We start from the raw sequence: 14214 nt of genomic DNA, 5'->3' as shown, positions 1-14214 counted from the left end.
ACAACTAAAGGTTTAGAAATAGCAAAAACCTTAACTCCTCATTTGAACACAGGTTAAACACATTGTTAAGTAAATGTTTATATAGGCTTGCACAAACTAAATTTTGGTTACTTAATGCGCGATTGGCACATGCAATTAAAATAAAGCGTTACTAGGCCTTGAGTATCAGTACTTTACTCAGTTATACTGTTTGCACGCTCTGAATTGAGTTACTAATTCAGGGGCTGATTAGGATTCGACGGAATTCAAGAAGCCCAAGGTGCATGTCGAGGTGCGGTTTGCCTCGTTAAACAGCCGCAACCTAAAGTAATCGCAAACGACGATAACTACTCTCTAGCAGCTTAGGCTGGCTAGCGCTCCTTCCATGTATTCTTGTGGACTGGATTTTGGAGTGTCACCCTAACACCTGATCGCGACGGAAACCCTGGCCGGGGTTGAAGCGCTAAAACTAAGCGGCCTCGCCTTTATTTACCGTGTTTGTCCGGGACTTAAAGGTTAATTAAATGACAATACTAAACATGTAGTACCGACGGTCGAGGCTTTTCGGACGGGGGTTCAAATCCCCCCAGCTCCACCAATAAAGGTTTTTGAACTCGTTATTCGAAAACCATAAGAAACCCGCAAATTTGTTAATCCAAATTTGCGGGTTTTTTTATGGAATTTATAAAATAAAGTTTAAGAATGTCTTATAGCGCGTAGCTTCATTTTTATTGCAATCACAAACAGGCTAAATAACGACAGCATACTTATTAACAACGTTAGGTTAAGTATGGGGTTACTTGGCTCATCGGTGGTGACAGGAGAGTTGTTTGTAGTTTGCGAGTTTTGATGTTGCCTAATATAGCTTTGGCTGATCCAATCTACCGCGTTTATCCATTGTACTTTGGCGGGATCAGTATTGTTTAGCATCCCTATTGCGTGCTTATCGTTATCTAAGCTTTTTGAAAGTTGTATCAGTTGCTGCCAAAATTCATTTTTAGGGCCTAGGTCGTCTATTTCTTGTAGGTGCTGTTGTAATTTGTCACCCCCCATCGTTTTTATATCAGCTTGTCCTGTACTTTGCGCGTAGCTATTTATTAGCGATGAAAAGCGACTAAAGTATTCATTACTTTTTTGCTGTGTAGGGTTAGCTGTTCGCTCGTTTGTTACTTTTTGTGTTGGTTGATTTAGGCTATTTTGATCAATCAAATATTGTTTATAGTTTTGGTAACTTAAGTTGTTTGTAGTTGTGTTATTTAGAGTGCCAAAGTTGTTTTTAAGTGCATTAACACTGATCACTACGCCTACTAAGGTAATAATACAAAGTGCGCAATAGCAAAAGTACAATGCGCTTTTTAAAGTGTTACGCAGTAGTTTATATTTATTATAACTTTGCTTAATAGCTGCAGCTGTATTTGGGGCTTCGTCTGTATCTAGGCGTTCATTTTGTATTGAGATACTTTTGTCGTTAGTACTTTCACTAATGTGTTTATCTGTATTTTTACTGTGCTCAGTGAGTGCTATTTGATTATTTTGAGATTGAGAGATTACAGTAATGAGTTGAGGTTCTACTTTAGTAATCAAACCTAGCTTTTTAAGTGAGGATTCTGTTTTAACAGCATCAATACTCGATAAGTCTTTTTTTAAAGCGTAAGCTTTTCCATCAAATAACTGAACAACAATATTATGAGGAATATTAAGAAGTTGGCTGAGTTGTTCTTGGGCAGAGGTAAGGTCAGTATTTTGATATAACTGACCATTAAAAACAATTTTAAATGTAGCGCTCACGTTAGTACCTTGCTTGTGTAATTCCATTTTTGGAATTTTATTTTTATTATTTGATACACAAAGCTAACTTAACAGATAAAGGGTATGCTTTCTAATGATTTGCGATTAAAAAAGCCTTAACAAACAGCGTTAAGGCTTTGGCGTGTAGCTGTTACTTTATCGTTTAGCGAGTGATTTTACAGATTGCTTTTGATCACTTGCTGGTTGGGTTGCTTTGTCTATTAATGTTTCAAGTGGTTTATTTCGAACGCACATAAGTACTTTGTTCATTGCTTGGCATGTGCCTGTCGCTTTTCTATCATGGCTTGTGTAGCTGCAATCTTCATTAATGGCTTTTGCTTCACATGCTTCCCAAGGCGCATTTGAGCCGTGGCCTGCATGACTTAGCGCTGAGCATGAGGCAGCAATTAAAAAGCCAGTGGTTAGTGCTTTTATCACGTTAAATATTTTCATTAGTATCTCAGTTAATTGTTTGGCCAGAATGCGAGTTATCTTGCGGTAGCACCTTTAAAACAACCAATAAACATGTTTTCAGATACATCGGCTGCATGGTAGTGGTATCCGCGTGTATCGTCGGTGTGGCCTCTACATTCGTCTAAATCAGTGGGTTCTAATCCATCTTCGTTAAGCATGCCAAATATACCAAATCCATCGAGTGCATAACCCATCATGGCGGCATGACCGTCTGATTGAATTTGTGTTTGGCTACAACCTGCTTCACCGTGGTAGTGATAACCTGCTACTAAGTTAATATGGCCAGCGCAATCATCAAAGGCTGCAATAGTGTATGCGCCTAAAATAGCCTCAACAGGCGCGGGTGCAGCAAGTACAACACCATTGAGAGCAACACCTACATTGGCGTTACCAATACTGCTATTTTGAGTGGTTGCAACAGGCGTTATTGGAATTAAAAATGATTCTGATATACCGCCATCAACATAATCAATAGAGCATTCTACGCAGTGGTTTTGGTATTGTTCTTCTACGTTTGGACGTGCAGCGCCATCACACGATTCTTGTGTGTCGGTTACATTTACAAGGCCTGTACCTTCGTCGTATAGCTGCCAATGACTATCGTTATATAATGTAGGTAGATTTAAAATAAAGTCTCCGGTTATATCGTAAACCTCACCGGTGCCGTCAAACCAAATACCGGCTTCGTCAGCTGTTGAGGTGATATTTTGAGGGCAAAATACACCAATCTCGTAATTTGAAGGCGCACCGGCAATATCAATTTTGTAGCATGAGGCTTCATCGCCATTACTTAGCGTACATGTTTGAGTGGTAATTGATGAAATGAGCGCATCGCTTTCAAAGTTAAAAGGGTCGACTTCTACAACAAAATCGGTTGAAGTATCTGTTGTAGTTCCCTCATCGGTGGTTGTTTCAGTTACGACGGTACTTTCAGCATCGCTACCGTTACAGGCAGCTAAACCCAGTGCAAGTATACACACTGCAAGCGGTGTCAAAATTGGTGTGTTAATTCTTCTCATCAAAAATATCCGGTAATGAAGTTGAATGTATAATATTTGTTAAATGTGCAAACAAAGTGCAAAAACAACGCAACATAGTACATAGCACGAGATAGAGGCTGATAAAGTTGCTATAAATGTGTTTAGTACCTTTTTTACTATTAAATACTGCGACTTGAAAGTACTTAAATAGGCAGTGGAGTTTTATGGATTTTTTATTTCCTGACAGCATGTCTTTATTTTTGTTTTTATTGTTAATGATCACCGCTGGCTTTACTTCTTTTATATCTGCTGCATTTGGTGCTGGTGGCGGATTAATGCTGCTTGTTGTTATGGCGTCGTTTATGCCAATGGCAGTTGTTGTGCCTGTGCATGGTTTAGTACAGCTTGGCTCTAATGCAAATAGGTTTTTACTCAGCTTTAAGCATATTGATAAAAGCATGTTTGTATATTTTGCGTTAGGCGGCTTAGTAGGGGCGGGGTTATCTAGTTTTGTAATTAATGATATATCGCTTGATGCAATGAAGTTCGTGGTCGCTATTTTTGTTATTTATTTACTGTGGGGTAAAACGCCACCTATAAAATTAACCTCTAAGGTGTGGCGTATGGTCGCGGGTTGCATTACTACTTTTATTTCTATGTTTGTGGGGGCAAGTGGCCCATTAGTTGGTAGCTGTTTATATATAAATAACTATGAAAAGTTAAAATTTACGGCAACGTTTTCGAGCATTATGAGTGTGCAGCATTTATTAAAAGCGATAATTTATGGCGCTGTTGGCTTTAGTTTTTGGCAATGGATACCGCTTGTAATTGCCATGGTAATAAGTGGCGCAGTAGGAACTTGGTTCGGAATTAAATTACTTAAAAGGATGTCTGGGGATAAATTTAAGCATATTTTTAGGATAGTTTTAACGTTATTAACGCTACAACTTGGTTGGCAAGGTATAAAAATATTACTCCACTAATTTGCTTAGTGGAGTAAATTTAATTTTATTAAACATAAATTATTTAAGCGGATTAAATAATTCATTGCGCCAAAAAGTTACTGATATAGAGCGACTATACTGTAATTTTTTGCCTTATCGATGAATTACATATTCTTTGTAATAATTGTTCATATGTTTAATTAAATTGGTATTAAAGCTTATTTAACAGCGGCTTTAATTGGCTTGTCGCCATCAAATAACTCAAAAATTCGATTGCTAATAAATGAGTTAGTCGCAATATGTAATAAAGCATTGGCTACGTTTTCGCGGCTAATTTTAGCTTTTGAGCGGTCACTTGGTCGCTGCGTTGTTACTTGCATTGATGCGCTTTCGTCAGTCAATGTACCTGGGCGAACAATAGTGTAATTTAAGCCACTATTTATTAAGTGCTCGTCGGCCATGTGTTTTGCTACTAAGTAAGGTTTTAAATCACCTTGAATCGAATCTGGATCGTCTGCACCAATTGAACTGACCATAATAAAGTGATTAACGCCGTGCTCTTTTGCAAATGTAGCTGCTTTTGTTGCAGCCCATAAATCAATGAGTACAGTTTTATCATCGCCTGTACTTCCACCAGAACCAGCAGCAAAAATTACTTGGTCACAGCCTTTCATTGCATCGCCAAAATCGCCTTCAAGATCTTGCTCAACAATAGTTAAAAAAGAGCTGTTTAAATCGCTTAACTTATTTTTGTCGCGCACTAATGCCACAACATTTTGCTCATTTTCTAAAAGTAGCTCAGTTGTCATTTTACCTATTTGTCCGCTTGCGCCAATAATTAGGGTCTTACTCATAATTAACTCCTTCCAATAAATAGTAAAAGTAATGTGCTTACAAACAGACCTTGGGGTAGGGGATAATTTTTAAAGGGTAAAAATGAGTTTAAATGAGCTAATTTCAAAAAATACTTTAATAAAAATACGATGCTTAACTGAGCATTAAAATTAGTTGTTTTTATCGCGTTCTTTAGAACATTTTAGTCAATCATTATACTCACTTCGGTCACATAACTACGGCGGTATAGACTAATACGGACTTTACGTTCTTGGTAATTATAAAACAAAGTGCGATATGTACTATTGCCATTTGTTTTTAAAGGTTCACCTAATTTTTGCTGATAAAAGCGAGTGATATCAGAAATTGAATCGGTTAAATAACCAGTACGTACTATTGGGTATTCGCTTGCTACGTCCATCGTTGTAACAAACTCTTCAGGAAGTGGGATTTCAGTGACGTTTTGGCTGAGTACGTTAAACGATAGAGTGCATAGCAATATGATTAAACATGCTAAAGTTTTCATTAGAGTCCTTTGAGTAATAAATTCCTTTTATTGGTACTTATTTTACCTGAATAAGCACCAATGTCATTTAAATTTTATTACGAATTAAGTCTCGCACTATAAATCGTGCAGGATGAATCGCTTGGCTTACACGTTCGCTTAATGGGCGGGGTTCGTTATTTAAACAACTTACGAGGTGGTCTGCACTTAGCGGTGCGCTACACAACGCGCGAGCACCAAAACCGGTAAAGATATGCAGGCCTTGTTGTGGTTTATTAAGTTGCTCGTACCGATAGCGTTTACCTAAACGTAGATTAGCAAAAGCCATAGTGTAATCACTTTGCTCGCACCATTGCCCTGCCATTGGTAGGTGATCTATAAATGTGCAGCGAACAGCCGCTTTTGCCGAGGTTATATTGCCAAGAGTGGAGGCAAATTCACTTTGCTGATAAAAGCTAAGTAGTTGCTCTTGGTTTAATTGGTTGTCGAGCGCTGTAACCTGGCGGCTTTTAGTGTTTTTTTCAAATGTGGCACCCATACAGTGATGATCTAAATAAGCCGGTGTAAAATACCCTTTATGGCATAGCACTGTTTTAAGTTTGCGTGATTGCTCACTTGCCTCAATATGTGAAACCTGACCGCGAACGCCTACTATTGGCAGCGCTTTTGTTTGCTCAAATGCATCGCTGTGCTCGCCTGCACAAATAATTACATCGCTAAAAGGGCCTAACAGCTCATTATTCGTTAATAAAAACCAACCGCTATCAGTTTTTTTAAGCTGCTTTATATTGCAGTTAAATAGGCTTTTAAATGGGCTTATGCTATTTGCAGCGCTTAGCATAGCGTTTACTAATTGTGGCGGGTTAACCCAGCCGCCTTGTTCAAAAAACACGCCTGAATAACCTGTCGTTACGCCGGCTATTTCATCGCCTTGCTCTGCGGTTACGTTACGCATTAGCTGGGTTGGCCACAGTTGCTTTTGTGCTAAGTTTTCGTGCTTATCAGCGAGAGGTTTTTTTACTGCGTGTTGTAATACGCCGCACCAATCGTAATCAAAATTAAAACCGCTGCTAAGTAAATTGTTATATAGGCGTTTGGCGTATAAAAAACTATGTGCAAACAATTCGCTGTGCGGCGAGTTTTTAGCTTGTAGGTGAGGGTAAATAGCGCCTTGCACATTATGCGATGCACCCATAGCGGGCTTTTCATCTTGGCAGAATAATTGGCTTGTTATGCCACGTTTTGCCAAGCTATATAAAATACAGCTACTGGCAATACCGCCACCTATTACAGCTACGTTTTTTAATGCGCTGCTATCTTGATTGAAATAAGCGGGGGTTGATTGAGCGTTATTAGTCTGTTTAAGTTGGCCAATAAGCATATTTTCTTTTTGATTAAAATTTTTGGCTTTTTCAGCACTAAAGCCAGCTTCTATTAATCCTCGTTGAACAAAGTCAGCGGCAGTAAAAGTCGATAAGGTTGCATTAGCTCTTGTTATATCAGCCATGGAGTTAAATAAACTTTGCTGCCACATATCAGGATTTTTACTTGGCTCAAGCCCATTTAAATACCAGGCATCAACAATTCCTGTTTGCGGGTAGCTCATTGCCTGTATGGATTCTAAAGCATCCCCAAAATATAAATCGAGAACAACAGTGCCATTATTAAATTCGAGCCGGTGGCACCCCTCTAAGTTAATAGGGTAGTTTGCTGCTAATTGCTCGCTTAAATGACTTAAAGTAGGCCAAGCGGTTAATGCTTGTTTTAAGTCGTTCACGGTTAAAGGGTGTTTTTCAAACGAAATAAAGTGTAAGCGTTTTACACTTTTTTCACATTCATTTTGAACTTGCATCCGCTTAAGGTGGTCAGTAAAGCGTTGCCATGTATTTAAAAAGTTTAAACCTGTGCCAAAGCCGGTCTCGGCAATAACAAAATGTGCTTGGTCATGATTTTGTAATCGTGCATCTATATTATTTTGCTCATAGAACACATAATGCGATTGAGCTAAGCCATCGACATTAGAAAAATAAATATCACCGGAGTCATTAGTCAAAGGTTTACCTAAATTATTAAAGTGACTATGTGCGTTTTTAATCATGATTTTTTAAATTTATGGATATATTTTTTAATTATTTTACGGGTTTTCTTTGAAATAGTCTGGCGTTATTTATATGCTAGCAGTTCAGAGTACAAGTGTACGCTAGAAAGCTGACCACTTAGGTGATTAAATTCGCGTAAAATAGAATGCAATTAAGTATTAAGCTAAGGGAATTACCCATGAGAAGAGCTGTAATTACAGGTATCGGTGTTGTATCAAGTATCGGTAACAACAAAGAAGAAGTATTAGAATCGTTAAAAACGGGCAAAAGCGGTATCGCTTTTAACCAAGAATTTGCCGATTATAAGTTACGTAGTAACGTATCGGGTAAAATTGATATTGACGTTAAAGCACATGTTGACCGTAAAGCAATGCGCTTTATGGGTGATGCTGCTGCTTACTCTTATATTTCTATGACTCAAGCAATTGAAGACTCAGGTTTGACTGACGACCAAGTATCAAATGAGCGCACGGGTATTATTGTTGGCTCTGGCGGTGGTTCGTCTAAGTGGCAAGTAGAAGCAGCTGATATTTTACGTGAAAAAGGCGTAAAACGCGTAGGGCCTTATATGGTTCCACGTACTATGGCGAGCACTACATCTGCTTGTTTAGCAACACCCTTTAAAATTAAAGGTGTTAACTACTCGATTAGCTCTGCATGTGCAACATCTGCGCATTGTATTGGTAATGCAGTAGAACAAATTCAATTAGGTAAGCAAGATGTTGTTTTTGCTGGTGGCGGTGAAGAACTACACTGGACATTGGCAATGGAATTTGACGCTATGGGCGCACTTTCTACTAAGTACAACGAAACACCAGAAAAAGCGTCTCGTACATACGATGCAAACCGCGATGGTTTTGTTATCTCTGGCGGCGGCGGTATTGTTGTAGTTGAAGAACTTGAACATGCACTTGCACGTGGCGCGCACATTTACGCTGAAATTGTTGGCTACGGTGCAACATCAGATGGCTACGACATGGTTGCTCCATCTGGCGAAGGTGCAGCACGTTGTATGCGCCAAGCTATGCAAGATGTAGACAGCATTGATTACCTAAACACGCATGGTACATCTACACCTGTAGGCGACGTTAAAGAGCTTGGTGCGATTCAAGAAGTGTTTGGTGGTAAGTCACCAATGATCAGCGCAACTAAAGCAATGACGGGTCATGCTCTCGGTGCTGCAGGTGTTCACGAAGCTATCTTTTCATTATTAATGCTAGAGCACAGCTTTGTAGCGCCTTCAATTAATATTGATGAGCTAGATGAGCAAGCGGCAGGTTTAGATATTATTACTGAACGTCGTGATGTTGAGTTAAATACTGTAATGTCTAATAGCTTTGGCTTTGGTGGCACAAACGCGACTTTAGTTATGAGTAAGTACAAAGGTTAATTTGAGCTTATAAGCCCTAAATATGTAAACACATGTCAGGGCTAAACTGCTTAAAACAAAAAAGGAAAGCCGAGGCTTTCCTTTTTTATTATCGAAAGTTAAATTAACCTTCGTTATGTTCTTTACGCGCTTGCTCAATTTCGTCAGCAATTTCTTGCGCTTTCTGCTTAGTTTTTTCAGTTAACTCGCCAGCAGCTTCTTTGCTTTTAATCCATGCATCAACCGCAATCTCTTTGCCGTCGTCGTACATGTCTAAGCCCATTGTTTTACTTTGCTCTAATAGCTCGTTTAAAGACTCATCATTTTTAAGATCGTTAGTTGTCTCTTTAACGTCGTTCCATGCATCACCAAGCTTTTCTTGCATTTGTGCGCTTTTATCTTTTGCATCTTCTTTTACTTCGTTGGCATCTTCACAACCAGTTAATGTAATTAAAGTGCCTAATAAAGCTAAACCTGCTAATTTATTCATGTGCTATCTCCTTTAGAGACTGATAATTAATTCGAGGCAGACTATACAACAATGAAAATGAACGCCCCCGTAACAAAACGATTAAATTTTAAATTAATGAATGAGCACGATTGGCCTCAATTATTTGAACTCGACCAAGACCCCGCCGTAATGCAGTATTTAACGCGAGGTGTACCTACCTCTTTAGAACAAATAAAAAATGAGGGAGTGCCTCGTATGCTCGCATATCGAAATGAGCTAAAAGGCTGGGGGCTGTGGAGTATCACTCTAAAGCAAACCAATACATTTATTGGCTGGGTATTAATAAGACCTATGAATTTCTTTAGTGATGCACCAAATTACAGCGATATTGAAATAGGTTGGCGCTTTAAACAAGCGAGTTGGGGGCATGGTTATGCAACCGAGGCGGCTATAGCATTATGTGATGAACTCATTAAGCAAGATGACGTTAAGGCGATAAGCGCAACTGCACTAAAAGATAATACGGCCTCTATAACAATAATGAAAAAGTTAGGCCTGCAATTTATAAAAAATTATATACATACAGATGAGCAAGGCGACTTACCCGCGGTACTTTATTCAAAAAACGTTTGAAGATGATTAAATATCAACAGCATAAAGATTGACCTGTCCTTAAGTGACGTGCATTAATATGGGCAACAAAAATAATAAATTAAGGATGTTGTATGGGATTGTTTTTTTCACCACGTAAATTAATCGTCAAAAGTGTACTGGTTTTACAGTTCACTACTTTTAGTGTTTTGGCGCAGCCTTTAGCGCAAAGCGCGGTCGCAATGCCAGACTCGTTCAGTGCCGATGCTGCTAAAAGTATATTAGAGCAAGGCGGTAATGCTGTTGATGCAGCTATTACGGCACAATTTGTACTTGCAGTGACGCTTCCTGAAGCCGGAAATATTGGCGGCGGGGGATTTATGCTTATTCAAAAAGATGGCAAAGGCGATTTTATAGATTATCGCGAAACAGCGCCAACAGCGGCTCATCGTGATATGTATTTAGATGAGCAAGGTAATGTTATTGCAAACAAATCAATATACGGCATTCACGCAAGCGGTGTACCTGGCAGTGTAGCGGGTATGTGGCTTGCACATCAAAAGCATGGCACTTTAAAGTGGGAAACACTAGTACAGCCTGCTGTAACGTTGGCTGAGCAAGGGTTTGTAGTTCCGCCTAAGTTAGCAAAAGGTGTTAGCCATTATATAGCCCATCTAAAAGAGCAAAAAATAAATGTAAACTTCGAAAAATATTTTGCTGATGTAAAAGCCAATAAAGTCTTTAAGCAACCCGAGCTAGCGGCAACGCTAAAGCGTATTCGTGATAACGGCCAAGATGGATTTTATAAAGGCGAGACTGCAAATATTATTGCTAAATTTATGCACCTGCATGGTGGTATTATTAATCAAGATGATTTAAAAAATTATACCGCTAAATCACGTACACCCATTAAAGCAAGTTGGAATGGTTATGAAGTACTTACTTCGCCACCGCCGAGTTCAGGTGGTATTGCTATTTTACAGTGGCTCAAAATGTATGAGTTACAAAAACCAAATGCAGGCTTAGCGCATAACTCGACTCAGTATGTGCACTTACTTTCTGAAATAGGTAAACGTGTATTTGCAGATAGAGCAGAGTATTTAGGCGATCCTGATTTTTTTGATGTACCAGTAAACGCGTTAACTAATATTAACTACCTCAAAGAGCGCAGTAATGGCATTTCGTTAACCGCTATCTCGACTACCGAAAATATTAAACCGGGCCTTAAAGAAAGTGAGCAAACTACGCACTTTTCAATCGTTGATAAAATGGGTAACGCTGTCGCAAATACCACCACAATAAACTTAGGGTTTGGTAGCGGTGTAGTTGTTGAAGGTGCAGGGTTTATTTTAAATGATGAAATGGACGACTTTAGCGCCAAACCAGGCGTTATGAATGTGTTTGGTGCAATAGGCGGTAAAGCTAATGAAATACAGCCACACAAGCGTATGTTGAGTTCTATGACGCCTACAATACTACTTAAAGACAACACCGTTAAAATGGTGACAGGTTCGCCTGGTGGCACAACCATTATTAGCTCTGTGTACGAATCTATCTTAAATGCGATAGAGTTTGATATGAGTGCAGAGCAGGTTGTAAATAGTCCTCGTTTTCATCACCAACTATGGCCTAAAAATATAATTAGATCCCATAAAGGTTTAACCGATAGCGTAAAAGCAGAGCTTACAAAAATGGGTTACACCATAGACGAGAGACACTTTGGTGACTTACACGTTATTATTAATAAAGAGGGTAAATTAGATGCTGCTTCTGAAGCATCAGGGCGCGGTAAATCAATTGTTTTTTAAATAAAAAAACACCGCGCTAAAAAGCGCGGTGTTTTAAACGTTAACGCTTATTGCGTATCAATTAAATCTTCAACACCCACTATTAGCCATGGAGCATCATCTGAAATTAGGCGTTCTAAGTGCCAAATTTCTAAAATAGGCTCTTCTTTTTTATCGCTTAAATCACGGTATTTACCTTTAAAGCGAACACTAACCTGCCACGATTGCGCATTTGTATCTGCACGCACAAGTTCGGCATCAATAAACATTACTTCAGTGTCTACGCTTTGTATTGCTTCACGCTCAGCTTTAAATTCGGCAACAAGTTCAGAGCTCAAGTATTCAGCCATTGTGGTGTAATCGGCATTATTCCATGCAGTTTGTAGCGTATGGTAATGACTACGGGCACCTTGCAAAAAGCCATTAACGTCAAAGTTAGGTGGTAAATTAAATGGCACACTTTCACCTTGCGGTGCATTGCTTGCAAAGCCTGTACTCATTGGCTGCTCAATCGGTGTTTGTTTAAAAGCATTTTGTTGAGTACTTGTACCTGCACTGGCATTTGCAAGTTGTGGAGCACGATTAGCACGTAAAAAACCGGTTACTAGCTTAAATAAAATAAAGAGTCCGCCAGCTAATAAAATCATTTCCAATAGCTGAAAACCTTCAAAATCGTCGCCTAGCATTGCTGCAATTAAGCCACCAGCTAAAAGACCACCCAAAACGCCAGTCATAATCCCTTTTTTATTTGATTTAGCTTTAGGTGCTGTTGATGCAGGCACATCTGATTGTTTATTTTGTGTGGTTTGTTGTGTTGCAGGTGTTTGTCCACGTTTGCTGCTGCCAAACTTTTTACGTGCGTGTGCATCAAAACTGGCAGTACATAATAATGCCAATAATGAAAAAATAACGATGATGTTCTTCATGAAAACCCTTAATTTTAATCGAGCCGCGATTATAATTTACTTTAAGGGGAGATATAAATAATTACTTTTAAAATCAGATGGTTTGAGTGTAATTTAATCTATTTAATAGACACAAAAAAACCGCTTAATAAATATTAAGCGGTTTTTTAATTACGTAAAAATTATAACCAACGAATAGCGCCTGTAACGCGTTCGTTATAAGTATTTAGAGGTGCGCCAACACTTGCCACTAAAATAGTATCTGCTTGTGGACCACGATTAATATGACCTTCAAAGCGGTCATCGCGGAAGTTATCATCACCAAAACCAAATGATTTATTTTCAGATGGCACTATAAATACAGTCATTGGGCCAAAGTCAGACTCAAATATTAAGTGCAGCCCTTTTTCGCCTTCAAAATCGCAAAACATAGCGTACGTTACGGCACCTGGAAGTTCATCAAGATGACCTCCTAAAACTGCAAGCTTGTCGTTAACGCTTTGTAGGCTAATAGGCTCTTTTTTATCAAGGGCATTAATTTCGTAGTACACATGGGCTAGTGCATGTTCACCTGCTTCGTGCGCAATATTTTGCTCTGTACTAAAAAAGAAGGCACTAATAGCCACTACAAAAGATGCTGCTAATGCAAGATGCACGCGGTCAAACTTAAAACGCGATCGGGCATCAACTACATTTTTTCCTGTTGTTTGCTCTTCTTGTAGCGCTTTTTCTTTTAATGATGTGTTTAAAAGAATACGGTTTGCAAGATTTTCTGGCACAGGTATGTCTAAAGCATCTTGAATATACTTATCAAAATCTTTCATATCGTTAATAAAACTTTGTCGCTCTGGGTTACTGTTAGCAAACTCCATGAGCTCCTTGTCAATGTCGTTTGGCTGCGCAATAGTGCGGCGACGAAACTCAAGTTCATCCATTATTTTGATGCCCCTTTAAGTTGTTCATCATCACGGCTTAAAGCCTCTTTAAGTTGATTTCGGGCACGGTATAAACGAGTCATTACCGTGTTTTTATTTAAATTAAGTATGCCTGCAATCTCTTCACCAGAGCAGCCCATTACAACTTGTAGTAATAATGGCTCTCGGTATTCATCAGATAGCAGTGCAATCTGGCGTTGAATAACCGTTTGCTCCATTTCATCATCTAATGAATGGCTGGTTTCATCAACAAGCGTATCGTTTTCTACATCACTGTAATCAAACTGTTTACGCTCAAATCTGCGTGCGTTTTCTCTTCGTAATATAGTTAGCAGCCAGGGTTTAGCTGCTTTTTGATCAAGTAAAGAGTCGAGTGAACGCCAAGCGCGTAAAAACGTCTCTTGAACTAAATCATCTGCTATGTGCGGATCACGGCATAACCAATAAGCAAAGCGATAAAGCTCTTTATTGTAAACGTGGACCAAGGCTTCATAACGCTTTTGTTTCTCTGCCATATCGATTAAGACCTGATTGTTTGATTTTTTCTTTCCAAGCATAAGCACTTTTTTAATT

Annotated in this window: 14 protein-coding genes and 1 other RNA gene; 5 read left to right on the top strand and 10 right to left on the bottom strand. The window is 39.0% G+C overall.

Annotated elements, in window-relative coordinates; all coding sequences use genetic code 11:
- Positions 1 to 220 precede the first annotated feature (220 nt).
- Positions 221 to 577, top strand: a transfer-messenger RNA (tmRNA) gene (gene ssrA / locus GQR55_RS01695).
- A 98-nt stretch (positions 578 to 675) separates the two neighbouring features.
- On the opposite strand, the gene GQR55_RS01690 is transcribed toward ssrA, so the two are convergent.
- From GQR55_RS01690 to GQR55_RS01680, 3 genes are all read right to left on the bottom strand, one after another.
- A complete protein-coding gene (locus GQR55_RS01690; RefSeq protein WP_346774249.1) occupies positions 676 to 1767 on the bottom strand; it encodes a hypothetical protein in 1092 nt (363 codons plus the stop codon).
- A 156-nt stretch (positions 1768 to 1923) separates the two neighbouring features.
- Positions 1924 to 2220, bottom strand: a complete 297-nt coding sequence (locus GQR55_RS01685) for a hypothetical protein (RefSeq protein ID WP_166419207.1) — start codon at positions 2218 to 2220, stop codon at positions 1924 to 1926.
- A 35-nt stretch (positions 2221 to 2255) separates the two neighbouring features.
- A complete protein-coding gene (locus GQR55_RS01680; protein WP_166419206.1) occupies positions 2256 to 3260 on the bottom strand; it encodes a YHYH protein in 1005 nt (334 codons plus the stop codon).
- Between the two features lie 185 nt (positions 3261 to 3445).
- Between GQR55_RS01680 and GQR55_RS01675 the strand changes: the two genes are divergently transcribed.
- Positions 3446 to 4204 carry a sulfite exporter TauE/SafE family protein gene (locus GQR55_RS01675; RefSeq protein ID WP_166419205.1) on the top strand — a complete coding sequence of 253 codons (759 nt, stop codon included), beginning with the start codon at positions 3446 to 3448 and terminating at the stop codon, positions 4202 to 4204.
- A gap of 179 nt (positions 4205 to 4383) precedes the next feature.
- On the opposite strand, the gene GQR55_RS01670 is transcribed toward GQR55_RS01675, so the two are convergent.
- The 3 genes from GQR55_RS01670 to mnmC form a co-directional block, all read right to left on the bottom strand.
- Positions 4384 to 5019, bottom strand: a complete 636-nt coding sequence (locus tag GQR55_RS01670; RefSeq protein WP_166419204.1) for an NAD(P)-binding oxidoreductase — start codon at positions 5017 to 5019, stop codon at positions 4384 to 4386.
- A 182-nt stretch (positions 5020 to 5201) separates the two neighbouring features.
- Entirely contained in the window at positions 5202 to 5525 is a 324-nt protein-coding gene (locus GQR55_RS01665) for a hypothetical protein (protein WP_166419203.1), read from the bottom strand.
- Between the two features lie 67 nt (positions 5526 to 5592).
- The gene (mnmC, locus tag GQR55_RS01660; protein WP_166419202.1) at positions 5593 to 7602 is read right to left on the bottom strand and encodes a bifunctional tRNA (5-methylaminomethyl-2-thiouridine)(34)-methyltransferase MnmD/FAD-dependent 5-carboxymethylaminomethyl-2-thiouridine(34) oxidoreductase MnmC; all 2010 of its coding nucleotides are present in this window, start codon (positions 7600 to 7602) and stop codon (positions 5593 to 5595) included.
- A 179-nt stretch (positions 7603 to 7781) separates the two neighbouring features.
- On the opposite strand from mnmC, the gene fabB reads away from it, so the two are divergent.
- A complete protein-coding gene (fabB, locus tag GQR55_RS01655) occupies positions 7782 to 8993 on the top strand; it encodes a beta-ketoacyl-ACP synthase I (RefSeq protein WP_166419201.1) in 1212 nt (403 codons plus the stop codon).
- Positions 8994 to 9096: 103 nt separating this feature from the next.
- Here the strand turns inward: fabB and GQR55_RS01650 are convergent, their stop codons facing one another.
- Positions 9097 to 9462: a hypothetical protein gene (locus GQR55_RS01650; protein ID WP_008169794.1), complete on the bottom strand. Its 366-nt coding sequence runs from the start codon at positions 9460 to 9462 to the stop codon at positions 9097 to 9099.
- Positions 9463 to 9513: 51 nt separating this feature from the next.
- On the opposite strand from GQR55_RS01650, the gene GQR55_RS01645 reads away from it, so the two are divergent.
- Together GQR55_RS01645 and ggt are read left to right on the top strand one after the other, a co-directional pair.
- A complete protein-coding gene (locus tag GQR55_RS01645; RefSeq protein ID WP_166419200.1) occupies positions 9514 to 10056 on the top strand; it encodes a GNAT family N-acetyltransferase in 543 nt (180 codons plus the stop codon).
- 92 nt (positions 10057 to 10148) lie between these two features.
- Complete coding sequence (gene ggt / locus GQR55_RS01640; protein ID WP_166419199.1) at positions 10149 to 11822, top strand: gamma-glutamyltransferase; 1674 nt, start codon at positions 10149 to 10151, stop codon at positions 11820 to 11822.
- 47 nt (positions 11823 to 11869) lie between these two features.
- On the opposite strand, the gene GQR55_RS01635 is transcribed toward ggt, so the two are convergent.
- From GQR55_RS01635 to GQR55_RS01625, 3 genes are all read right to left on the bottom strand, one after another.
- The gene (locus GQR55_RS01635; protein WP_166419198.1) at positions 11870 to 12727 is read right to left on the bottom strand and encodes a Tim44-like domain-containing protein; all 858 of its coding nucleotides are present in this window, start codon (positions 12725 to 12727) and stop codon (positions 11870 to 11872) included.
- A 161-nt stretch (positions 12728 to 12888) separates the two neighbouring features.
- The gene (locus GQR55_RS01630) at positions 12889 to 13641 is read right to left on the bottom strand and encodes a DUF3379 family protein (protein WP_166419197.1); all 753 of its coding nucleotides are present in this window, start codon (positions 13639 to 13641) and stop codon (positions 12889 to 12891) included.
- Entirely contained in the window at positions 13641 to 14198 is a 558-nt protein-coding gene (locus GQR55_RS01625; protein WP_032827217.1) for a sigma-70 family RNA polymerase sigma factor, read from the bottom strand. The genes GQR55_RS01630 and GQR55_RS01625 overlap by 1 nt, the downstream gene beginning before the upstream one ends.
- Positions 14199 to 14214 lie beyond the last annotated feature (16 nt).

This window comes from Pseudoalteromonas sp. Z1A8 (assembly GCF_011378855.1).
Taxonomy (GTDB): Bacteria; Pseudomonadota; Gammaproteobacteria; order Enterobacterales; family Alteromonadaceae; genus Pseudoalteromonas.
The sequence above is the reverse complement of the archived record's forward strand: the minus strand, read 5'-3'. Positions and strand labels throughout refer to the sequence as shown.